This is a genomic window from Acidobacteriota bacterium, assembly GCA_009838525.1.
GTDB lineage: Bacteria > Acidobacteriota > Vicinamibacteria > Vicinamibacterales > UBA8438 > VXRJ01.
This window is the reverse complement of record VXRJ01000032.1, coordinates 136,793-159,053: the sequence shown is the minus strand read 5'-3', so window position 1 is coordinate 159,053 and position 22,261 is coordinate 136,793. Positions and strand designations below refer to the sequence as shown.

Genomic DNA, 22,261 nt, shown 5'->3' with positions numbered 1-22,261 from the left:
CCCTCGTGCTACGCTGACGGCCTGAGGCGGGGAGGGATCAATGCGGAAGCCGACTAAACGGACGTGGAGCGCCGGGCTGTGCGTCGTGGCGCTCGCCGCCGTCGCGGTTCTTGCCGCCACGGGGCAGGGCCAGGATCAGCGAACGGCGATGCTGGCGCGAGCCGCCGAGGCGGAACTCGACACCGAATACGTCGCGCCGCCGGGCGATCCGCTCTCGCACCACATCTCCGGATTCGCCAAGACCCTCTGCTCGGCCGTCTTCGTAACCGGCCTGGACGCGGACTTCGCGGCCGAGAACGTCGGTTTCTTCAGCGGACCGTACCAGCACCGCCGCCATGTCACGCGGCGCGAGGTCGATCAGGACGGCCGGCGCGTCCACCTGACGCTGCCGGACGGCACGGTTCGGACCGCAAAGCTGAACGGCGACCATGGTTGCGTCACCCTGCCGGTGGGGGAGGAGGATGTCTTCTTCGATCCCGTCGATATCCGCACCACGCTCGCGCCCGCCGAGACCCTTCCCTGGCCGATGGGCGATCGGATGCCGGATGGTCCCCTGCCGATGGAGATCGACGGCGAGAAACTGCAGCAGGCGGTCGATGCCGCATTCGACCCGGAAGAGGGGCTGACGGCGGCGTTCGTCATCACCCATCGCGGCCGCCTGATCGCCGAGCGGTACGGCCCCGGCATTACGCCCCACACGCCGCTCGAGAGCTGGTCGATGGGGAAGAGCCTGACCGCGACGCTGATGGGCGTGCTGATTCAGCAGGGCGTGTACGAGTTGCATCAACCCGCGCCGGTCCCGGAGTGGCAGACACCCGGCGACCCACGCCAGGAGATCCGGATCTCCGACATCCTCCGCATGTCGAGCGGCCTGCGCTTCCGCGGCGTCGCCGACCCGGACCTCGATCCGTCTCTTGGCTATCCGGATCACCTCTACGTCTACACCGGCTCGGCCAACTCCTTCGAGTGGGCGGCGACCCGCCCGCAGCAGTGGCCGCCCAACACCATCGGCCGCTACCGCAACTCCGACCCGGTGCTGACCAACTACCTCGTGCGTCTCGGCGTCGAAGGCCGGGGCGATGACTACCTTTCGTTCCCGCAGCGCGAACTGTTCGACAAGCTGGGCATCCGCGGCTTCGTCCTGGAGACCGACCCCTACGGCAACTACCTGCTGCAGGGCTACGAGCTGGCTCCGGCCCGCGACTGGGCGAGGCTGGGCAACCTCTACCTGCAGGACGGCGTCTGGGAGAGCGAGCGGATCCTGCCCGAGGGCTTCGTCGACTTCGTGAGCAGCGTCGCCCCCGCCTGGGAAGCGGACGGGCGGCCCATCTACGGCGGGTTCTTCTGGCTCAACACGACCGGCACGTTCCCCGTGCCGCGGGACGCCTACTACATGTCGGGCGCGGGTGGGCAGACCACGCTGATCATCCCGTCGCACGATCTGGTCGTCGTCCGCCAGGGCCACTACAGCGGAGCGGGTGACGGGGGCCGCGCGTTGCGCCGCGCCCTGGCCCTCCTGATGGAAGCCGCCCCGGAGAGCTGAAGCCTATTGCTGCTGCCGGATGACGATGCGCGCCAGGCTCCGTGAGTCGGGCGCGAGTTCGTCATCTCCGGCCGGCATTCCACTGGCCGAGAGCAGGTAGGCGATGATGTCGGCGTACTCTTCGTCGGCCAGAGAGTTCGGATTGTCCTCGGGCATCGTCAGGCGCGTGTACTCGTAGAGGGTCGCCAGCGACCGTCCCTCCCACTCGCGGAGGAACCGCGCCCGCGCCAGCGGGGGCGAGGACCGCATATCGGGATCGTCCGGCGCTCCGTTCAGTCGCCGGCCGTGGCAGAAACTGCACGCGCCGGAATACGCGGACTGGCCCCGCACCGCCTGGTCGTCGGTGAAGACGCCGTCCCAGACGGACGTGGTCCGGTCCGCATCCGCGGACAGACTTGCTTCCGCGGCGACCGTGTCTGCCGACACACCGCCGAAGCTGTTCGTCCACGCGTTGCGGACGTAACTCGCCAGAGCCGCGATGTCCGCCGTGGTCAGGGTCGGAAACGGTGGCATATTGCCCGAACCCTGGCCGATGACCTGGACGATCCGGGCGGCGTCTTCGAGCTGGTTGTTGCCACTCAGGGCCGGAAATGTCGGGGGATTCCCTTCGCCCGTGGCGCCGTGGCACCGCGTGCAATGCTCGGCGTAGAGCTGCTGCCCCCGGTCGGAGATCGCGGCGTCGTCGGGCTGCGCCCTGGCGGCGGCAGGAAAGACGAGACAGCCAGCACCCAGGGCGGCGATGGCGGCCCATCCCGTCCAGCGCACCGCCATCCCGCCCCGGCGACGAAGATCAGGACCAGATGTCGGCATCCGAGAGTTCCACATCCCGTGTCAGTTCGGCGCGAATGGTCCTGTCGGCCGTCACTTCTCCCTCGAAGCGGAAAGGGACGTAGCCCTTGCCGGACACGAAGAGCCGGTATTCGCCGGCCGGAACGTGCATTCCCGCCCGGCCGCGGTCATCCGTGACCGCCCGATACGGTTGCGCAACCACCCTTGCGCCCTCTACCGGCGTCCCGCTCTGCGCGTCGACGACGACGACGGTCACCTGGCAGGCCGGCGGGGCCACGACGCGGACGCCGAAGCGCGCTCGACTGTCGGTGTGTGCGATCGGCAGGTCGTCCGTCAGCGCCGAGGCTTCCCAGTGGTACAGACCTTCAGTGTCCGGGGCGTTCAGGGCGACCTGCGCATGATGCAGCGCGTCGGTGCCGGACCAGGGGGCGTCCCCGAGGGTAGCCATCGTCCGCCGGTTGCCGTGGTGGTCACGCACTACCACCGCCAGACCGGTAAGCCCGCACCGGGCGGAGCAGGCGACACCGAGCCGGATGGCAAAGGACTTCCCGCGCACGATGGCCGGTGGCACATCCCAGACGACTACGCGCGTGTCGTGCGATTCGACGTGGTCTTCCACAGCAGCCATGGCCGGCCGGCCATCTCCGGGGTAAGGGGACCTACCCGTGGGGTTCCTCGGCGGCGTGCGTGCCGGCGATATAGCCTTGGACGTGGCCCTTGCCGAGGCCATGCTTGTTGAATCCTCCCACCGCCTCGCCTCCGGCGTAGAGGCCCGGAATGACCTGGCCCTGCATGTCCACGACCTGCTGCCGGCCGTTGACCCGCAGTCCGCCATAGGAGTCGTGCCAGATCACCATGATGGACAGCGCATAGAACGGCGGCCGCTCGATGCGATACATCGGCGCGTCCGCCTCGCGTTCGAACTCGGGATCGGCGCCGGCGTCCACGCAATCGTTCCACCTGGCCACCGTCTCGGCCAGATAACGTAGCGGCACCCGCTGGAACTCGTGGCCGGCGGCAATCTTCTCGGCCAGTTCCTCGAGGGTGTCGGCCTGGAAGAAGTAGCCGTTGTCGGCCACGTAGGGATGGCGGAGCTCCCACCCGGTGCGCTCGACCGCCTCCTCATCGAAGATGGCCCACAGCGGACCCGAGTAGTAGTCCGGGGGCTCCGAGCCCTCGTTCATGGCCAGCGCGGCGTCGAGGCCGTGGTCGTAGTCGTACATCTCCCGGACCCACTTCTGCTGGCAGTTGCGCCAGTCGAGCGGCTTGTGGTCGAGGCCCTGCCCCGGGGCGGCGCCATCGCCGGGGTATCGGCTCCCGCGGGGCCTGGCGGGCAGACGGACCTCGTTGAAGAAGCGTTTGCCGACCTGGTTCACCGCGATGAACTCCTCGAAGCCGGCGCTGCCGACGTTGACGCCCGCGGAGCCCCGGAAGCCGAAGGTCGGATGCCCGGGCATCATCGTTGTGTAGGCGTCTCGCGTGCCGAGACGGGTCGAGATGTGAAAGGTGGTGGGATACGAAAGGTTCTGTTGCATTCCGGCCAGATTGGCGCCCACCTTCAGACCGGCGACGAGCGCACTGGCATCCTGGCCGTGCGGGCCCTGCAGGGCGACGCCGCTCGTGGGGAACGCAGGCTCCCGCATCGCGGGGTAGAACATGCTCCGGACCTGCGGATTGCCGGCATGACCGCCACTCGCCAGAATGACGCCTCGGCGTGCACGGATCGTCACCGTCTCGCGCCGCTCGTCGATGTTGCCGTTCTGCCAGTAGCTCTGCAGGATCTCGCCGGTCTCGGGGTGGCGCCGCGGCGAGTAATGGGCTGTGACGCCCACGATTCTGCCGGCAAAGGGCTGTTCACGAATGAGGTCGGCGAAGCGGCGATGCAGCATGAACTCGACGCCCTTCTCCCGCGCCGAGAACTCCAGCGGCCGGGAAAGGGCCACGCCGTTGCTCACGGCGCCGGGGCCGACGAAGCGTCTCGCGTCGTTCATCTGCACGGGTGCGAAGGCGCTCGTTCGTTCCGGGTCCGCGACGCCTGCGTCCTCCGGGGTAATCGTGCCTGCCTTCATGTCTGTCCGGTCACCCAGCATGAGGAAGCAGCGCGCGCCTCGCGCTCGCGACAGGCCGCCGCCGCCGTGGGTGCCGTTGACTCGCGTGAACCGGACGTAGTTGTCCATGAGGAACTGCCGCGTGGCCGGGCAGTTCTCTGCCCACGAGCGGGAGAGTTCCCGCTCGTTGTACCGGTACGGGCTCTGGGCCTTCCCGTCGACGACCGACCAGTCGGTGAGGTCGGTGAACAGCAGGTCGACGCTGTCGTCGAGCTCCTCCGGCGCCTCGACGGGATCGACCTGTATCAATCCCTCCTTGTCGCCCTCGCCCCGCATGTCGCGGCGCTGAACCGGATCGCCGCCGCCGAGCGAGACGAAGGACCCGCTGTGCAGCATCCTGCCGCCGAGGTCGAAGTTCTGATCGACCACCAGCACGCTGGCCCCGAGGTCTCGCGCGCGAATGGCGGCGGTCAGACCTGCGCACCCGCCCCCCGCGACGACGACGTCCACTTCGTAGTCCCAATCGATGTCCTCACCGCGTCCGGCGGTGGCTTGCGCGTTCGCCGGGTCTGGCGTCAGCAGTGCGCCGGCCCCCAGTCCGGCCGCCGTCCCCGTCCTGACGAAGTCACGCCGGCTGACCCCGCGCTCGTTCGCGATGCGCGGATCGTCGCGGTCAGGGTTACGTTTCTTCGACATTACGGGTCTCCTTCGCCTCGCCCTTCGGTGCAGGTGAATCTTGCCATGGCCACCCGCCGGGCGCCAGACCGTTATGTGGCGGTCGACGCGCCGAGGGGCGCACCCCGAAGAAAAGTGGTCAACGACTGGTGCCGGACGCCCTCGAAGTCGGCCGGCTGATGCGGGTCGAGCGAGAGCAGCACCCGCGGATAAGCGTCCCGGACGGCGTCGAAGGCGTTGAGCTCGCGCGCGATGGTGGCCCGCGACTCGAGCAGATAGGCCACCTGCACGTAGCAACGCCCGGATCGCTTTTCCGCCACGAAGTCGATCTCGTGCTTGCCGGCAATACCGACCGTCACCGTGTAGCCTCGACGCCGCAGCTCCAGGAACACGAGGTTCTCGAGGACTCCGCCGATGTCGCTCTCGCGGTAGCCGACGATTCCGTTACGCAGCCCTACGTCGCCCAGGAAGTACTTGTGATTGACCTGGAGCAGCTTCCGGCCACGAAGATCGAAGCGGGGAACTGCCTCCAGCAGGAACGCATCGCCCAGATGAGCCAGATAGTTGAGCACCGTATCCACCGCGGTTGTTCGGCGCTGGCTCTTCATGAAGTCGGCGATGCGCTTGGCGGACACTGGACTGCCGACGCTGTCGACGGCGAAGCGCGTTATCGCTTCGAAGAGCGCGACGTCGCGGATCCGGTGCCGTCGGATCACGTCCCGGATGGCGATCGTGTTCACCATGTCGCCCAGCATCTGATCAACCACCGGGTCGCTGAGGTCGGTGTGGAGCACGCCTGGCAGCCCCCCGACGCGCAGGTAGAGATGGAACAGACCCGCATCATCGAGTGACGCGTTGGGGCGTTGCCGGTACAGCTCGCCGAACTCGCGTAGCGTGAGCGGAAAGACCCGGAGCGTGACGTAGCGGCCGGCAATCAGCGTCGCAAGCTCTGCCGAAAGCAACCTGGCGTTGGAGCCCGAGAGCACCACCTGTGTCTTGTGCTCGCCGTTGAGGGAGGCGATCGCGCGTTCCCAGCCATCGATTTCCTGCACCTCGTCGACGATCACGACGCGTGGCTCGTTGCGGTGCGTCGTTGAGTTGACGTGATCGATCAGGTCGCGGGCCGTGCGCACGGGCTCGAATTCCAGCGATTCCTTGTCGACGTAGACGACCTGCCGCTCGCTGCGCAGGGCGTCTGCGAACTGTCGCAACAGCACGCTCTTGCCGGCGCGCCGGATGCCCGTGACTGCGGTAATCACGGGTGCGTCGAGGAACTGCCGAAGCCGGTCGAGGTAGTGCTCTCTCAGGAGCTGCATTTATTTCTAGTATAAACGAAACAATTACACTATACTGATATAACTTCGTCCACATTAGAAACAAAGCTCTGCCGCTGCCCTTGCGGACCTACGCGCCGGTCTGGCGGAGTGGCTGGTGAAAGTAGTAGCAGAGCCCGTCCGGCGCTACGACGAAGAAGACCTGGTACTTCCGGCCGTCGCGCTCGTCCACTCGCCAGTTGGCGGCCTTCACGCCGCTGGCCTTCAGTTCGTCGCGGGCTCTGGCGATGTCGGTCACGAGGATGGCGGCGCCTTCCTGGCTCGGGTCGCCACCGTTGACGGCGAATCCTATGCGGACGCCGTCCCGCTCCATGATCACGGTGGGGGTGGGGCTCGTGCGTCGCTCTGTTTCGACGAGTCCGAACCTGGCGCCGTACCACTCGGCGGCCCGATCGATGTCCTGAACGGGCAGCGCCAGGACGTCGTCGGCGAACGGAAACGCCGCCTTGTAGAGTGGGGACGAGTCCGCGCCGTCAGTCATCGATGATGTGTCGTGGTGACGGCGCGGCGTCTCGTTTCGGCGTTTCTACACGCCGGAGAGCAGAGGCAGTCGCCCGGTGCTGTCGCCGAACTGCTCCTCGTGCACGCCGAACTTGGCCATCAGACTGAGCGACAGGTTCGCGAGCGGAGTGCCCTTCGGATAGACGAGGTGGCGGTTCCCCTGGAGTCCGCGCTCCGGCCCGCCGACGACAACCACCGGCACGTTGTAGTTGTTGTGGATGTTGCCGTCGCTCATTCCGCTGCCGTAGAGGACGACGGTTGCGTCAAGGAGCGTCCCGTCGCCGTCGGGAATCGACCGCAGTCGGTCCAGGTAGTAGGCCAGGGTGTCGGCGTGGTAGGTGTTCAGCTTCGTGAAGTCCTGCATCTTCTCCGGGTTGTTCCCGTGGTGCGACATCGAGTGGTGCGCCTCGGGCAGCCCGATCTCGTTGTAGGACCGGTTGATGTTCTCGCGGGCCAGCATGAACGACGTGACGCGGGTGATGTCGGCCTGGAACGCGAGCACCTGCAGGTCGAACATCAGCTCGGCGTACTCGCGGAAGGTCTCCGGCACGCCGACCGGGCGTTCCGGCACCGCGAAGTCGCTGTTCGTCGACTCGGCGCGCGCGATGCGCTGTTCGACGTCGCGGATGGAGTCGAGGTACTCGTTCAGCTTCCCGCGGTCGTGTCCGCCGAGACGGCTGGCCAGCGCCCCGATCTCTCGGGTGAGGCCGTCCAGGATGCTGCGGTCCTCCTCGACGCGCAACTGACGCTCCTCGGGGGTGTCACCGCTGCCGAAGAGCCGCTCGAAGACGAACCGCGGATTCGTCTCGGCCGGAAGCGGCATGGTCGGCGTCTTCCACGAGAGCGAATTCATGTAGGCGCATGCGTAACCGTGGTCGCAGGCGCCGACGACATCGTTGCGGTCGACGGAAACCTCGAGGGAGGGGAGCTTGGAGTCGGCGCAAATCAACTCGGCGATCATCTGATCAACCGTCGTGCCCGCCTCGACGTCCGCGCCCTCGGTCTGCTTCGGATGCATGGAGCTCATGAAGGCCGGAGCGGCGCGCGGGTGTTGGCCGCCGGTGTCGCCCTGATCGGTCGCCGGGTAATTGTCCAGCCCGCTCAGCACGAGCATCTGCTTCCGGAATGGCTCCAGCGGCTGCAGGATGGGGGAGAGCTCGAATCCGACGCCGTCGGTCGGCGGGGTCCAGTCGAACATGTTCATGCCGTTGCCGACGTAGACCGCGGCGAACCGCGGCGCTCCCGGCGCCCGGGCCGACATGGCCGGCGTCATCGCATCGAGCAGCGGAAGGGCCAGCGTCGCGCCCATGCCGCGCAGGAAGGTCCGTCTTGGCAGCGCCTGCTTCGTGATCAGCATCGCATCTCTCCCGTGGCCATCATACGCAAAAAATCAGTTCGTCCGATCCTGGGCCATCCGCATCTGGAATGGCGTGCTCGCGACCACTCCCTGAACCAGCGACTCGAACCGGTAGCGGTCGCCCGCCGCGCCCCGCTTGATCTGCCGCACCGTCGGCATGTCGGTCGCTTCCAGCCCGCGCCCGAGTGCGTAGGTCAGCAGCCGGTTGATCGCCGTGATCAGGAAATCGTCCGAGTGGCTGAGCAGCAGTTCGCGAAGCTCGCCCGGGCCGTCGAAGGTGGTGCCGTCGGGGAATTCCGCCGACGCGTCGATCGGCAGGCCGGAGGTATAGATATCGCGCCACTCGCCGATCGCGTCGAAATTCTCCAGCGCGAAGCCCAACTGGTCCATCTGTGCGTGACAGGCCGCGCAGACCGGGTTGGCGCGATGGACCGCCAACTGCTCCCGCATCGGAAGCACCTTGCGAGGGTCGCGCTCCTCGACGAGGTCGGGGACGTCGGGTGGCGGGGGCGGCGGGGGCGTGCCGAGAATGTTCTCCATGATCCACTTGCCGCGGATGACGGGCGACGTCCGGTTGGCTCTCGACGTGCCGGTGAGAATCGAGCCCTGGCCGAGGAGCCCGCGCCGCACGCTGTCGGGCGGCAGCGCGACCCGGCGGAAGTGCTCGCCGTACACGCCGGGGATGCCGTAGTGCCGGGCCAGGCGCTCGTTCAGAAAGGTGTAGTCGGCGTCCAGCAGGTCGAGAACGCTTCGGTTCTCGCGGATGATGCTCTCGAAGAACAGCTTTGTTTCCTGCTCGAAGGCCTGGCGCAGGTTGTCGTCGAAATGGAACAGCACCTCCGGGCTCGGCTGGAACCCCGCCACGTTGCGAATGTGCAGCCACTGGCCGGCGAAGTTGTCGACCAGCGCCTGCGAGCGCGGGTCCGACAGCATTCGCCGCACCTGTTCCCGAAGCACTTCCGGGTCGCGTAGCTCGCCGGCGACGGCCCGGTCGAGTAGCTCGTCGTCCGGGACGCTGCTCCAGAGGAAGAACGAGAGGCGCGAGGCCAATTCCAGGTCGGAGATGCGGTATGGCGTATTGGATTCGACCGACGCCGGCTGGTCCTCGAAGCGGAACAGGAAGTTGGGGCTGACCAGAATCCCCCGCACCGCGAGTTCGATGCCCGCTTCGAAACCGCCCCGGGCGGCGCCGTCGCCATACAGGCCCAGCGGGATCTCCAGGTCGGCATCGGTGACCGGGCGCCGCCAGGCGCGCCGGGCCAGCGTTGCGATAATCCGGTGCGCGCAGGCGGCAGCTTCCGCCTCGGCGGCGGCGGGGGGCGGGGCGCAGATCAGCAACCGGCGGCGGCTGGGCGAGTCTCCGGGTGCTGCAGTCTCCGGGAACGGGCCCGTAATCGTGACACTGGATACTCGCGGTTCGCCGTTCGGCGCCCGGTACGGATCACGGCGCAGGTAGGGATCGAACAGGTCCTCCACATAGGCGGAGGTCTTGGCGGTGAAGTACACCCGCACCCGACGGGAGCCGGCCGACACCGGTGCGCGGAAACGCATGCTCTCCAGGATCAGCCGGTTCCGTTCGTCGCCGCGCACGTCCGGCGGCCTCTGCACGATGCCGGTCCAGGCCTTCTCGCCGTCGAGGCTTACATGGAGCTCGTGCGGCTCCGCGGTTACCCCTTCAAAGCCGCCCGCGACGCCGCTTTCCTTCGGCCGCATCTCGAACAGGTACTCGCCGTCGGCCGGGAAGTAGTAGTGGAACGAGGCGCCGCCCCGCGAGCCGAATGGCAACTCGTCACTCACCCGGGTGTCCTGATCGCGGTCGGTCGGGACAAAGAACGTCTCCGGTGCGGGCGTGCCGCGCGGCCGCCCGAGCGCCATCTCGGCGATCCGCGCGGCTGCGCCCAGGTAGCGTTCGGTAAGGGCCGATGACAGGGTGAGCGCGTCGGCATTGTTGTCGAAGCCGTACGCCGCGTTGTCGGCGGGGAGCAGGGCCGGATCGATGTCGACCGCAAGCAGGTCGCGGACTGCGTTGCGGTACTCCGTGCGGTTCAGGCGGTGCAGGGTAGGCCGGCCGGGGTCGGGGCTGGCGAGGGCGGCGCGGTCGAGCTCCGTTTCGAGCCAGGCTACGATGGCGTCGTAGGTCGCAGGGTCGGGCCGCGGGCGTCCGGCGGGCGGCATGGCGCCGGTCCGCAGCTTGCGGATCACCGCCTCCCAGACGTCCGCGTGCTCGCCGACCTGCGTCATGTCGAGAGCGTCGAGAGCCAGCCCGCCCGTGCGGAGGCGCTCGTTGTGGCAGGTAAAACAGTAGCGTTGCAGGACGGCGCGAGGAGCCGGCTCCGTTGCCTGCGCGGCGGTCGCGGCGGCCGGTCTCGCCGCGGCGGCAGCCGGCGCCGCTGGCGCCGCGTCCAGCGGCGCGTGCAGGGCAGGCCCGCCGAGCACGGCCGCCAGGCACGCCAACACCGCCCGCGTCAGGAATCTCCGACCCTGCTGCTCCACGGCTTCGCGGCCCCTCACCGTCCGAGCGCCTCCTCTGGTATCGCGGCCGCGCAGGGCGCCGGGCATGGGATCTCGCTGGCGCCGAGCTGTCGCAGCAGGGTTGCCGTGTGGGGGTGGGCGGCGAACGAGTTGCCGTACTCCACGCCGTCCGCGACCCGCAGCGGCGTACGCCCGTCGAGGGCCACCACGTCGAGCTCGGCGCCCTGGTCGTAGAGATACTGGACGACGCTGTTGGCGCCGCGGTACGCCGCCGCGTGCATCGCCGTTTCGCCCACGTCGTTGACCGCGTTCACGTCGGCGCCCAGCTCCTCGACCAGCAGCCGGACCGCCTCGAGCACCTGGGCCTCGCTCGCGCGGTCCTGATTCGATGCCCACGAAATGCCCGCCGCCGCCATCAGCGGCGTAATGTTGTCCTCTGTGTTGATGGCCGGGTCGGCGCCGTGCTCGAGCAGCAGCCGCATCACCTCGACGTCCGCCGCCTTGGCCGCCAGCATGAACGCCGTTGCGCCGGTCATATGCCGGCGGTACCGTGCGCCCGACCAGCGGGGTTCCTCCATCGTATTCCGGCCGTTGACGTCGGCGCCGTGGTTGAGCAGGGCCCGGATCACGCGCAGGCGGTCCAGGTTCACGGAGATGAACTGATCGCTGATGTGCCAGTTCGCGACGTGCACGGCCGCCTGCAGGACCCGGCCGAAGATGTTGCCGGGAATGATGCCCTCCGACTCGCGCTCGCTGTAGCCGAGCTTGCGGATTTCGAGCGGCATCGGCTGGGCCCGCATCCCTTGTACGGTCAGTCGGGTAGAACCTCCCTCGGTGTTCGGATCGGCGCCCCGTTCGAGCAGCAGGTCGACGAGATCCTCGTGCCCGTTGACAACCGCTACGAGCAGCGGGGTCGCCCTGTCCGGCCGCGCCTCGTTGACCTCGGCCCCTGCCTCCAGCAGGGCGCGCACGCTGCCGATGCTCCCCTTGCGCGCGGCGAACAGGAGCGGCGTCGCGCCGGTATTGGAGCGGGCGGCAATGTCGGCGCCGCGCGCAATCAACGTCTCGACGACCGGGACGTGACCCTCGGCGGCGGCCCACATGAGGGCCGACTGGCCGTTCCAGGTCTCCTGTGCGTTGACGTCGGCGCCGGCGTCAGCGAGCACGCGCACCGCGTCGACCTGGCCGGTCCGCGCGGCCAGCATGAGTGGTGTCTCGCCGGCGTTGACCGCTTGGCCGGGGTCGTTCGGATCGACACCGGCGGCGAGCAGGAGCGACAGGATCCGCGCGTCGCCGGTGCGCGCCGCGAGGGCCAGCGGAGTGACGCCGTAGTGGTTCGGCGAGTGGACGTCGGAGCCCGCGCGGATCAGCGTGGCCGCCGTCTCCGCGTCGTTCCGGTGGGCAGCCCAGTGCAGGGCCCTTGCGCCGTCGCCCTGCGCGGCGTCGACGTCGGCGCCCCGGGCGAGCAGCGAACGGACCACCTCGGCGTCGCCGCGCTGCACGGCGTCAGCGAGTGCGGCGTCCTGCTCGGCCGCCGCCCTGATCGGGGTAGTTGCTCCCAGGCCGGCAACCACGAGCACCGCCGTCAGCGCTACCCTGGACGAACCTCCAGCCTGCAATAGATCTCCCTTGACCGCGGTTTCATACTACTACGAGGTCGGACTGGTTTCGCGGGACCATTGATGACAGGGGCGCGGCCACGGCTGTCGAAGGGAATTCTGGTTGCCGTCGGGGGTTTCGTAGCGCTCGCCCTGACGGATGCCCGGCAGTTTCCCATCGACGCGGGCGCCGGAAGCGCGCCCGGTGTCGCCGCCCCGCTGCGATTCGGCCAGCCGGTCGGGCGAGGTGCTGAGGATCGCTGGCGCGATGCGGGACATCCGACATTCAACAGCCCCCATGCATCGCCGATCGTCGTGAATCGCGGCTACGTCTACGTCGCGAACACGCCCGCCGACACGGTCGACGTCATCGAGGCGTCCAGCCGCGCCGTCGTCGCGCGGATCGACGTCGGAATCGACCCGGTGGGGCTTGCGGTGCGACCGGACGGTCTCGAGGTATGGGCCGCGAACCATGTCTCGGACTCGGTGAGCGTGATCGACACCAATCCGGACAGCCTCACCTATCTGCAGGTCGTCGCCACCGTTCAGGATTTCGACAGGGAAACCGGAGCGACCCGTTTCGACGAACCGGTGGGTATCGCCTTCGCCAGCAATGCGAAGGCGTATGTGGCTCTCTCGTCCGAGAACCAGGTCGCCGTGATCGACGTGGGTGCCCGCGAAGTAGTCAACCGGCTTGCCATCACGGCGCAGGATCCGCGCGCCCTCGTCGTCCGGGACGGCCTTCTGTATGTCATCCCGTTCGAGTCCAACAATCAGACGCAGATCTCGGGCTGTCGCGGCAGGGTTGGTGGCGAACTCTGCACGTTCGACGCCCAGGTGCACGTGGTCGACAACAACAACGTGCTCTCCCTGGGCATCGACGTCGACATCGTCAAGCATCCGGGCATTCCGGACCGCGACCTTTTCGTGTTCGAGACCGGCAACGACAGGCTTGTCGACGTCGTCAGCACGGTGGGCACGCTGCTCTACGGTCTCGTCGTCGACTCCGGGGGGCGCGTCTTTGTCGCGCAGACCGAAGCCCGGAACGACTCCAACGGCCGCGCCGGCACCGAGAAGGAAGGGCTGGCGGAGATGGAGAACCGCGCCTTCCTCAATCGGATTACCCGCGTTGATTGCCTCGGCGGCGCCTGTGGTGCGCCCGCCTTCATCGAACTGGAACCGCTGCCGCCGGTCCATCCGGCGCCGGGCCTGGCCTTGGCTACGCCCTTCGCGATTCAGATCAGCGAGGATGATTCCACGCTCGTGGTTGCCGCGGCCGGTTCGGACAAGCTCTTCACCGTCGATACGGCGAGCGGGAACGTGCTCGGGCGCACGGACGTGGACGCGGCGCCCAGGGGAATCGCGCTCCAATCGAACGCGGGCGGCGGTCCCGCGGGAGCCTGGGTCCTCAACGCGGTGGCCAACACGGTCTCCCACGTCGACGTATCCGATTCCTCCGCCCCGCGTGTCGTTGCGACCATCGGGCTCGACGATCCGACGCATGCCGCCGTCAAGCGCGGGCGCGTCGCGTTCAACGACGCCGGGGCGTCGACGACGGGCACCTTCTCATGCGAGAGCTGCCATCCGGATGGTCACACCGACCAGTTGGTGTGGGTGTTGAACACTCCGGTCTGCGACCGGCAGGGCTGCACGCAGATCCCGCCCCGCTCGACGATGCCCATTCGCGGTCTGCGCGATACGGCTCCCTATCACTGGGACGGGATTCCGGGCGATCCCTACGGCGGGGTCAACACGGCCAGTACGCGGACGGGCGTGGCGCCCAACTGCGACATCGGGGATGAGGAGAGCTGCACGCGGTTTCTGGTGGACGCCACGCTCCGGACCACCATGTGCTTGGTGGGGGAGTGCCCCGTCAACGACGAGGGCAAGGCGGGCGCCCTGTCCGGGGCCGAGCGCGATGATCTGGCGAAGTTCCTGCTCAGTGTTCCGTACCCGCCCGCCCAGCGGCGCTCCTATTCGAACGTCCTGTCAGACGATGCGGCGACCGGGTTCAAGCGCTTCCACATGCACGGGGTGCCCGACGGAAGCGACGGCAGAATCAACACGTGCGGCAACTGCCACCGGATGCCGTTCTGGGTGAGTACGAATACGCCGTTCACCGGCATGGACGCACCGACGTGGCGAGGCGCCTACGACCGGTGGCTCATCCTGCCGCAGGGTCGCTGGAACGTGATCGACCTTCGAGGCCAGTCCGACCGGGACAATGCCTTTCCCGAACGGAGCGTGTGGGGCGCCCTGCGCGGCCAGCGCGCGGTCTTCTGGGACATGGTGGTGGAGGGTAGCACCGGCTTCTCCGGGGCTTTTGCCCGGCAGGTCACGTTGAACCACACGTCCGGCGAGACTCCGTTGACGGAGGACCTGCTGGACGCCCTGGAGTTGGCCGCGCGGGAAGGCGCCGTTCTCCTCAGGGGTGAGGGCCTGTTCCTGACGGGCGCGGCCGCGACGTCGGTGGCATTGCAGTTCGACCGTGGCTTCTACTCCGTGCGAGGCGATGATGCGCAGTCATTCAGCCGCGCCGAGCTGATGGCGCTTGCGGCCGAGGGCCGCTTTGTCGGCACTTTCACCGCGCGTCTCGGCGTCAACGTGGACGTCGACCATCCGCAGCCCGCCCTCTGGAGCGTCGGGCCGATTCAGGAGCAGCGGGGCGCCCAGGAATTCCCGTCAGCGTCGGACGGAAGCATCCTCGTCGGTGGCCGGCACATCCGGGAGGGAGCGAGCGTTTTCGTCAACGGTAGACGGGTGCCCGGCCATGTGCGTTGCGAAGGCGGACAACTGCCCGACTGCCTGGGCGAGCGGGTTGTCATCGAACTCCAGTCACTGCCCGGTATCCACTTCGTGCAGGTCCAGAATCCGGACGGCTTGTTCAGCAACGACTTCATCTTCTTCGGGCGTCCAGTTGGCGGCGATGGCAAGACATATCCGATTCCCCGGGCTGACGCCCAGGAGACGGCCGTTCCCGAACGTCCGTCGCTGCCCGGGCCGTCGGCGCCACGGTCCGCGGACGGTGTCGGCGGAGAGTTCGCGGCTCTCGACGGAACGCGGTTCCGGACGAAGACCGTAGTGAGCGGCCTTGAAGTCCCGACCGGCCTTGCGTTCGCTCCAGACGGCCGTCTGTTCGTAGCCGAGCTACCCGGCCGGGTGCGAGTCGTGAAGGAAGGACGGCTGGTGCCGCAACCGGCGCTGACGCTCGGCGAAGCGCTCGCTGCCGGCGATGAGCTCCTGCTCGGGATCACCCTCGACCCCGAGTTCGAGCACAACCGTCTCGTCTATCTGCTTCAGGCCAGGGTTGGCCCCAACGCGTCACCGGTGGCGCGAATTGTCCGGTACCGCGAGGTGGAGAACACGCTGGCCGAGGCGGCGATCCTGCTCGATGACCTGCCGCTGGCTGCCTTGGACGGCGGCGGCGCGCTCCGATTCGGGCCCGACGGTCTTCTCTACGTGGCGCTGGGTGATGCGGATTCCGGGGCGGCGCAGGACATGGCGTCGTACGGCGGCAAGATCCTGCGCCTGCGGCCGGACGGGACGACTCCACGCGACAATCCGCGTGCGTCGCCCGTGTACTCGATGGGGCATCGTGACCCGCGCGGCCTCGCCTGGCATCCGGTCACCGGCGCCTTGTGGGTAGCCGAACCGGGCCGGCCCGGGACCACGGAGCTCAATCGCGTCGAGGCGGGGGGCAACTACGGGTGGCCGGGGGGTGTCGACGAAGCGATGCTGCCCGGAATGCGTCGGCCCGACCTGCTTGTCTCCGGGTCAATGGTCGTGGGCGGGGCCGCATTCTACGCAGGGTCGGAGATGGGCGGTTTCCAGCACGATCTCTTCCTGGCGGCCCTCGATGGCGCACACCTCCTGCGCGTGCTTTTCGATCGGGCGGATCCCGACCGAATCGCCGGAACCGAGCGTCTGCTGAAGGGCGAGTTCGGTCGCCTGCGCGACGTCGTAGCGGGCCCGGACGGCGAGCTGTTCATTGCGACGGGCAATCGGGATGGCCGTGGCGAGCCGCGGCACGGCGACGACCGGATTATCCGTCTCCTGCCGGCGCAATAGCCGCGAGCGGTGGTCCGGACCTATTCCGGAGCGACGGTGCCGGGCGAAGCGCGCGTCATGGCGCTCCTTCGCGGGGAGTGTCGCGCAGGCGGGATTGGAATGCCAAGTGTTGCAGTGCATCTGCACTTGCGGTAGCTTCAGGGGCAGAGTTGCGTGGAGCGCCACCATTGGCCTTCGGCCACGGGCTGACGCCCCACTTCCCCGGGCGGCCGGCGCGGTACATGAGGAGGTCAGTCCGATGAGAACGCTGGCGATCGCGCTCGTGAGTGCCGGTGTGCTGCTGGTGGCTTCAACCGGATCGGCGCACCACTCGTTTTCGGCGGAGTTCGACATCGAGAAGCCCATCACGCTTCAGGGCAAGTTGACCGAACTCGAGTGGGTCAACCCGCACGGGTGGTTGCACATGGACGTGGAGGGTGTCGACGGCCAGGTCGTGAACTGGGCGGTCGAGCTCGGTAATCCGACCGCGCTATTGCGGCGTGGCCTGCGACGCAGCGACTTCCCGGTTGGAATCGAGTTCGTGGTCGAGGGCTACATGGCCAAGGACGGGACGCCGACCGCCAACGGCATCACCATCACGTTCCCGGACGGCCGCGACTTTTTCGCCGGGTCGTCGGGCACCGGAGCGCCGGTGCCACCTGGCCAGCGCTAGACACGCGGCGCATCCATGCGGTCCCTGCCGGTCGTTGTCGCGGCCGCCTGCACCTGCCTGATCGTCCTGCTGCCGTCGGCGGGTTTGGCGCAGGCCAGTTCCGACGAGGCCTACGTTCCCCCGCGCACGCCGGATGGTCATCCCGACCTCCAGGGGATCTGGCAGGCGCTCAACACCGCCGCCTGGGATATTCAGGACCATTCCGCGAGCGCCGGCGTGCCAGCCGGGCAGGGCGTCGTCGTCGGCAACGAGATCCCGTACCAGGAGTGGGCGCTGGCGCAGAAGCAGGAGAACTACGAGAACCGCCTGACCGCCGACCCCGAGACGCAGTGCTACATGCCGGGTGTCCCGCGGATCACGTACATGCCGTATCCGTTTCAGATCCTGCAGTTCTCGGATCGCGTGTTGATTCTGTACGAGTACCTGCACGTCACGCGCACCATCTACATGGACGGCAGTCCGCACCCGGAGGGGCACATCGATTTCTGGATGGGGGATTCGCGGGGGCGATGGGAGGGTGACACGCTGGTCGTCGACGTCATCCACTTCAACGATCGGACCTGGTTCGATCGGGCCGGGAACTTCCACAGCGAGGCCCTGCACGTGGTCGAGCGTTACACGCCGACAGGCCCCGATCATCTGCTCTACGAAGCAACCATCGAGGATCCGAACGTCTTCACGCGGCCGTGGACCATTAGCATGCCGCTCTACCGTCGCCAGGAGGCGCACCTCCAGCTTCTGGAGTACGAGTGCTATGCCTATTCCGAGCGGGAACTGGCGGCTGACAAGTGACCCAAACGTTGACAGGTTCGAGGGGGTTTCGATGAGTAGTCGAGTGATCCGGACGGTGCTCGCACTTGCCGCCGTTCTTGCCGTTGCGTCGCTGTCAGTCGCGGGTCAGGAGCCGTCCGGGGCATTGCCTCGCACTGACGATGGCCGTCCCGACCTGCAGGGGTACTGGCGCGGTGGACCCGTCAACGCGTCGCACAGCATCGAAGACGGTTGCTGCGATCCGATCCACGCCCGAATGCAGAGCCGCGGGCCGGAGCGCCTGGGGCTTCCCTTTCAGTTGATTACCGACCCGCCGGACGGGCGGATTCCCTACCAGCAGTGGGCGTTGGAGAAGCGAAACCAGTATCTGTGGGATATGGAGACACCTACCGAGCTGGAACACATCGATCCGGAGGATCGCTGCCTGCTGCTCGGGGTGCCGCGCAGCAACTATCGCGGAGATCTGCAGATACGTCAGAACGCCGACTACGTCGTCATTCTCTACGAATGGGCCCACGCCTACCGCATCATCCCGATGGACGGACGCCCGCACGTGGGCGAGGACATCGTGCTGTTCAACGGCGACTCACGTGGCCGCTGGGAGGGCGACACGTTGGTCGTCGACACCAGGAACTTCAACGACGTGCCGTGGCTCGATTCCCATGGGAGCTTCTACAGCGAGTCGCTCCGGGTGGTCGAGCGATGGACCCTGACGGACGCCGACACGCTCCACTACGAGGCGACGGTCGAGGATCCCACCGTGTTTACGCAGCCCTTTACGCTGGCGTTCACGACGACCCGCATCCCCGACGAGCCCTACGAGTTCTACGAGGAAGGGTGCTGGGAGGGCGTCACCAACAAGCATAGGCTGGCGGCGGGGCGGATGGCCGTCGAGGCCGGCGAACGGCAGATGCACACCCACGAAGAGTCGCCGCGGTAGCCAGGGAGCTGACGGCAGTCAGTCGGTGATTTCGGCCTCGAGTATGACGGCGGCCTCCCGGCCGCCGAACGTCGAAGAAAACACGGTCATGCCGGCGAAGTCGTACTCGGTTGGAGCCGCGTTCATCTCTTCCTGCATCGTACCCGTGCGGTTCGTCGCGAGCAGCATGTAGCGGAAACGGCGCCCTTCCGGGTCGAGTGTCATGATGACGACCGCTTCACGACCTCCGAAGGCGGTTTCGCCACCCTGCGCGCCAGCGAAGCGGTAGCCGCGCGCGCCGGCCTCGTTTAGCTCCTCTTCCATCGTGCCCGTGCGGTTGGTGGCAAGCAGCAGGTATTTCTCCGGCTGTTCGGATTGCTGGGCGGTTGCGGGCGGCGTCAGGACGAAGAGTGTCAGGGCGACGGTTAGCGTGGTGTTCAGTCTGGGCATGGTATCTCCCTTCCAACCTTGCAATTTAAACGCACGCCATTAGTATTGCAAGGATGATAGATCGGAGGGTGGCCGACGATATGATGCGCGGTCTCGGGCGTCAGGCGGCAGTGGCGCTGATCGGCCCGCGCCAGGTGGGCAAGACAACGCTGGCGCATCAGATCGCCACGCGCGCGGACGCACTGTACCTGGATCTGGAGACGTCCGAGGCGCGCGAGAAGTTGACGTCCCCGGCGCTCTTCCTGCGGGAGTACCAAGACAGGCTGGTAGTCCTGGATGAGATTCACCGGACGCCGGAGCTCTTTCGTGAGCTTCGCGGGATCATCGATGAGGGGCGTCGGCAGGGCCGAGGGATCGGCCGTTTCCTGGTTCTCGGATCGGCTTCGATGGAGTTACTCCGTCAGTCGGGCGAAAGCCTCGCGGGCCGGATCGAGTACATCGAACTGCAGCCGTTTGACGTAATGGAAGTGCCGTCCGAGGCGGCGGCCACCAGAAGTCTCTGGCTGCGTGGCGGGTTCCCACTCAGCTTCCTTGCGAACACCGACGTCGACAGCTTTGCCTACCGGGGCAACCTCGTGCGCACGTATCTGCAGAGGGAAGTTGCCGAGTTCGGGCCGCGCATTCCGGCAGAAACGCTGGAGCGGCTCTGGACCATGCTGGCCCACGGCCAGGGCACGCTATTGGACGCTTCGAAGCTCGCGGCATCGTTGTCGGTCAGTTCACCGACCGTCAGCCGCTATGTCGACCTCCTGGTCGACCTGCTCATGGTCCGGCGGCTCCGGCCCGTCCATGCAAACGTTCGCAAGCGACTTGTCAAGTCGCCGAGGGTCTACGTCCGTGACAGCGGGCTTCTGCATGCTCTGCTTCGAATCGATGACTACGGGGCTCTGATGGGGCATCCGGTGGTCGGCGCGAGTTGGGAGGGTTTCGTCATCGAGAACCTGCTGCGCGTTGCGCCGTCCTTTACGGACGCTGGCTTCTACCGGACGTCCGCGGGAGCAGAGATCGACCTCGTGCTTGACCTGCCGGGCCGCCGCGGCCGCTGGGCGATCGAGGTAAAGCATGGCCTTGCGCCTGCACTGGCACGCGGTTTCTACCACGCGCGCGACGACCTGGAAGTAGATCGATCGTTTGTCGTCTACTCCGGCGAGGATCGCTACCCGATCGCGGAGGATATCGAGGCGATTGGCCTGCGTGAGATGGCGAGCCTGCTCGCGGGAATGTGAGCTGCTGGTCGTTTCCAAGGCAGGTGAGCGGGCCGGAATGGGACTTCCGGCACCGCAAACCTGTATGTAGTTGGCGACCAGTGCCTGTTGGCTAGTAGGAGTACGGATCGTCAGCCGCCGCTACGGCAGCAACGACGACCCCGGCCCATACCGCGGTACCGAGCCAGGAACTCGTTACCCGGCGCGACTTGGCTTCGGCGGAGTAGCCCGCCGTGTAGCAGTTCACCGTCGTTGAATCCTGCCTGGACAACATGTTGGCGCTTGGTTGCGGCGCGCTGACATGGGCCACGATCGGCATGATCACGCCCAGAATCAGACCTCCCGCGAACCAACCGGTGCGGCCCTGCGCGTCCCTGGCATCTTCTCGACCCTGCGTTGCGGCCGCATCGCAGTCCTGAAGGACGATTGCCCGGCGCGCGGCGGCGACGGCGGCGCGTTCCGCCGATTCGCGAATAGGACCAGCTTCGACCAGGGGGGGCAGGCTCGCTACGACGACCGTCACGATGGCAACGATGACTGTGAGCTTCTGCACGACGGACTCCTTACTCCGACCAGACATCGCCGGGATTGGCGGGTGACGACCGGACGAAGTCAACCGTAGGGGGCCGACGTGTCAGAACCTGTCAGAGCGATCCAGGGTCAGATCAACGGGCGCTGGTCCGACGGTTCGTCGAGAGTGGGAAGGCCGGGGAGTGGCCGTTGCCGCCGGCTGGGGCGTTTGCCGGCCTTTGGGTCGTGGGCGTCCTGGGCGGCAGACGCAATCTCATGGACGAGCGTGACGAGCTCCGGGGGCTGGACCGCTCGGGCCTGGCCAGCGAAGCTGACGACCCAGCGGGCGATCTCCTCGAGGTGCGAGAGCTGCACGCAGTACTCGAGATCTCCATTGCCCAGCTTCGCCACTGTTTCCGTCGGGTGGTGGGACCCCTCCTCTATCAGCGGGGCGAACGACGGGTCGAAGTGGATGACGATGTCGTGCAGGTTACGGCCACGGTAGATCGCCCAGGTGCTCTCGAGGAATCTGTCGATGTCGAACTCTGGCCGGTTGAAGGTTCCGGTCAGCGGTCTCGCCTGGGAGATCCGATCGACCCGGAAAGTGCGAGGTTCGTCGTGGAGATGGCAGCGCCCGACGAGGTACCACGCGTTCTCGCGGTGGAACAGCCCGTACGGGTCGACGCCGCGCCAGGCCAGGAGCCCTCCTGCCAGCGAGCGGTAGTGGATGGAGATGGGTTTGCGTTCCCGGATCGCCACTTCAAGCTGGGAAGTCAGCCCCGGCGCGAGTGCGCCCGATCGTTCCGGGCCCGCGAGGGTCAGGGCGTCCGGCGTTTCCTCGAGCTGGCGGGTGGCCTTGTCGAGCTTCGCTTCCACGAGATCCAACGTCTTGACCACGTCCGGCGCCTTCCGGGCCGCGGGGTTGTCGAGCAGCAGTTTGAGCACGGCGCGTTCCGCCGCGGTCAGTGCAAGGGGGCGAATCGTGGCGCCCTCGACGAGCTGGTAGCCGTAGTCGTTCCGGTAGACCGGAATCCCGCGGAGGGAGAGCTCCGCGAGGTCGCGGTAGGCCGTCCGTTCGGAGATCCCGAACCGTTCGGCGATTTCCTTCAGCGGCCGCGCGCGGCGTCCGGCCAGGAGTTGCACGAGATCCAGCAGGCGGGCGGGGCGACTCATTGAGGTTCCCTTCTACACGGTAGGACTGTCACATTCTGTCAGTACGCCGACCGTGGGGGTGGCTCGCTGGCAGCCCGACCAGATCCGTGACCAAGGGCCTACGCGCACGGTACAGGTTCGGGGTACTTGGAGTACGATGAAACCAGAAACGTCAGGCGCCATAGCGCCAGCCGTTTTGGGAGGTGCGCCGGGAGCC

General features: G+C 67.3%; 17 protein-coding genes. 6 read left to right on the top strand and 11 right to left on the bottom strand.

The features are described from left to right. Positions 1 to 40: 40 nt before the first annotated feature. Complete coding sequence (locus tag F4Y45_14035) at positions 41 to 1,543, top strand: serine hydrolase (GenBank protein MXY25622.1); 1,503 nt, start codon at positions 41 to 43, stop codon at positions 1,541 to 1,543. 3 nt (positions 1,544 to 1,546) lie between these two features. On the opposite strand, the gene F4Y45_14030 is transcribed toward F4Y45_14035, so the two are convergent. From F4Y45_14030 to F4Y45_13995, 8 genes are all read right to left on the bottom strand, one after another. Beyond that, on the bottom strand, positions 1,547 to 2,368 hold the full coding sequence (locus F4Y45_14030; protein ID MXY25621.1) for a c-type cytochrome: 822 nt from the start codon (positions 2,366 to 2,368) through the stop codon (positions 1,547 to 1,549). Then, positions 2,334 to 3,167 carry a carboxypeptidase regulatory-like domain-containing protein gene (locus F4Y45_14025; GenBank protein MXY25620.1) on the bottom strand — a complete coding sequence of 278 codons (834 nt, stop codon included), beginning with the start codon at positions 3,165 to 3,167 and terminating at the stop codon, positions 2,334 to 2,336. The genes F4Y45_14030 and F4Y45_14025 overlap by 35 nt, the downstream gene beginning before the upstream one ends. Beyond that, positions 2,992 to 5,076, bottom strand: a complete 2,085-nt coding sequence (locus tag F4Y45_14020) for an FAD-dependent oxidoreductase (GenBank protein ID MXY25619.1) — start codon at positions 5,074 to 5,076, stop codon at positions 2,992 to 2,994. Before F4Y45_14020 ends, F4Y45_14025 begins: the two co-directional genes overlap by 176 nt. Positions 5,077 to 5,147: 71 nt before the next feature. Then, on the bottom strand, positions 5,148 to 6,371 hold the full coding sequence (locus tag F4Y45_14015) for an ATP-binding protein (protein ID MXY25618.1): 1,224 nt from the start codon (positions 6,369 to 6,371) through the stop codon (positions 5,148 to 5,150). An 88-nt stretch (positions 6,372 to 6,459) separates the two neighbouring features. After that, a complete protein-coding gene (locus F4Y45_14010) occupies positions 6,460 to 6,870 on the bottom strand; it encodes a VOC family protein (GenBank protein ID MXY25617.1) in 411 nt (136 codons plus the stop codon). Between the two features lie 45 nt (positions 6,871 to 6,915). Next, positions 6,916 to 8,247, bottom strand: coding sequence for a DUF1552 domain-containing protein (locus F4Y45_14005; GenBank protein ID MXY25616.1), 1,332 nt, complete (start codon positions 8,245 to 8,247; stop codon positions 6,916 to 6,918). Between the two features lie 33 nt (positions 8,248 to 8,280). Beyond that, positions 8,281 to 10,806, bottom strand: coding sequence for a DUF1592 domain-containing protein (locus tag F4Y45_14000; protein MXY25615.1), 2,526 nt, complete (start codon positions 10,804 to 10,806; stop codon positions 8,281 to 8,283). Further along, positions 10,755 to 12,338, bottom strand: coding sequence for a hypothetical protein (locus F4Y45_13995; GenBank protein MXY25614.1), 1,584 nt, complete (start codon positions 12,336 to 12,338; stop codon positions 10,755 to 10,757). Before F4Y45_13995 ends, F4Y45_14000 begins: the two co-directional genes overlap by 52 nt. Before the next feature lie 63 nt (positions 12,339 to 12,401). Here F4Y45_13995 and F4Y45_13990 point away from each other — a divergent pair, with 63 nt between their 5' ends. The 4 genes from F4Y45_13990 to F4Y45_13975 all read left to right on the top strand — a co-directional run bounded on the left by F4Y45_13990 (position 12,402) and on the right by F4Y45_13975 (position 18,748). Next, complete coding sequence (locus F4Y45_13990; GenBank protein ID MXY25613.1) at positions 12,402 to 16,385, top strand: hypothetical protein; 3,984 nt, start codon at positions 12,402 to 12,404, stop codon at positions 16,383 to 16,385. A gap of 238 nt (positions 16,386 to 16,623) precedes the next feature. Next, positions 16,624 to 17,037 carry a hypothetical protein gene (locus F4Y45_13985; protein MXY25612.1) on the top strand — a complete coding sequence of 138 codons (414 nt, stop codon included), beginning with the start codon at positions 16,624 to 16,626 and terminating at the stop codon, positions 17,035 to 17,037. Between the two features lie 84 nt (positions 17,038 to 17,121). Continuing rightward, positions 17,122 to 17,829: a hypothetical protein gene (locus tag F4Y45_13980; protein MXY25611.1), complete on the top strand. Its 708-nt coding sequence runs from the start codon at positions 17,122 to 17,124 to the stop codon at positions 17,827 to 17,829. 31 nt (positions 17,830 to 17,860) lie between these two features. Continuing rightward, positions 17,861 to 18,748 carry a hypothetical protein gene (locus F4Y45_13975; protein ID MXY25610.1) on the top strand — a complete coding sequence of 296 codons (888 nt, stop codon included), beginning with the start codon at positions 17,861 to 17,863 and terminating at the stop codon, positions 18,746 to 18,748. Positions 18,749 to 18,766: 18 nt separating this feature from the next. On the opposite strand, the gene F4Y45_13970 is transcribed toward F4Y45_13975, so the two are convergent. Further along, on the bottom strand, positions 18,767 to 19,177 hold the full coding sequence (locus F4Y45_13970) for a hypothetical protein (GenBank protein MXY25609.1): 411 nt from the start codon (positions 19,175 to 19,177) through the stop codon (positions 18,767 to 18,769). 53 nt (positions 19,178 to 19,230) lie between these two features. Here F4Y45_13970 and F4Y45_13965 point away from each other — a divergent pair, with 53 nt between their 5' ends. Further along, positions 19,231 to 20,403, top strand: a complete 1,173-nt coding sequence (locus tag F4Y45_13965) for an ATP-binding protein (GenBank protein ID MXY25608.1) — start codon at positions 19,231 to 19,233, stop codon at positions 20,401 to 20,403. 91 nt (positions 20,404 to 20,494) lie between these two features. On the opposite strand, the gene F4Y45_13960 is transcribed toward F4Y45_13965, so the two are convergent. After that, complete coding sequence (locus F4Y45_13960) at positions 20,495 to 20,935, bottom strand: hypothetical protein (protein ID MXY25607.1); 441 nt, start codon at positions 20,933 to 20,935, stop codon at positions 20,495 to 20,497. Positions 20,936 to 21,042: 107 nt separating this feature from the next. Beyond that, complete coding sequence (locus F4Y45_13955) at positions 21,043 to 22,065, bottom strand: WYL domain-containing protein (protein MXY25606.1); 1,023 nt, start codon at positions 22,063 to 22,065, stop codon at positions 21,043 to 21,045. Between the last annotated feature and the right edge of the window lie 196 nt (positions 22,066 to 22,261).

Coding starts and splice junctions, on each gene's coding strand:
- F4Y45_14035 (MXY25622.1), top strand. CDS start 41: ATGCGGAAGCCGACTAAACGGACGTGGAGCGCCGGGCTGTGCGTCGTG.
- F4Y45_14030 (MXY25621.1), bottom strand. CDS start 2,368: ATGTGGAACTCTCGGATGCCGACATCTGGTCCTGATCTTCGTCGCCGG.
- F4Y45_14025 (MXY25620.1), bottom strand. CDS start 3,167: ATGGCGGACTGCGGGTCAACGGCCGGCAGCAGGTCGTGGACATGCAGG.
- F4Y45_14020 (MXY25619.1), bottom strand. CDS start 5,076: ATGTCGAAGAAACGTAACCCTGACCGCGACGATCCGCGCATCGCGAAC.
- F4Y45_14015 (MXY25618.1), bottom strand. CDS start 6,371: ATGCAGCTCCTGAGAGAGCACTACCTCGACCGGCTTCGGCAGTTCCTC.
- F4Y45_14010 (MXY25617.1), bottom strand. CDS start 6,870: ATGACTGACGGCGCGGACTCGTCCCCACTCTACAAGGCGGCGTTTCCG.
- F4Y45_14005 (MXY25616.1), bottom strand. CDS start 8,247: ATGCTGATCACGAAGCAGGCGCTGCCAAGACGGACCTTCCTGCGCGGC.
- F4Y45_14000 (MXY25615.1), bottom strand. CDS start 10,806: ATGCCCGGCGCCCTGCGCGGCCGCGATACCAGAGGAGGCGCTCGGACG.
- F4Y45_13990 (MXY25613.1), top strand. CDS start 12,402: ATGACAGGGGCGCGGCCACGGCTGTCGAAGGGAATTCTGGTTGCCGTC.
- F4Y45_13985 (MXY25612.1), top strand. CDS start 16,624: ATGAGAACGCTGGCGATCGCGCTCGTGAGTGCCGGTGTGCTGCTGGTG.
- F4Y45_13975 (MXY25610.1), top strand. CDS start 17,861: ATGAGTAGTCGAGTGATCCGGACGGTGCTCGCACTTGCCGCCGTTCTT.
- F4Y45_13970 (MXY25609.1), bottom strand. CDS start 19,177: ATGCCCAGACTGAACACCACGCTAACCGTCGCCCTGACACTCTTCGTC.
- F4Y45_13965 (MXY25608.1), top strand. CDS start 19,231: ATGATAGATCGGAGGGTGGCCGACGATATGATGCGCGGTCTCGGGCGT.
- F4Y45_13955 (MXY25606.1), bottom strand. CDS start 22,065: ATGAGTCGCCCCGCCCGCCTGCTGGATCTCGTGCAACTCCTGGCCGGA.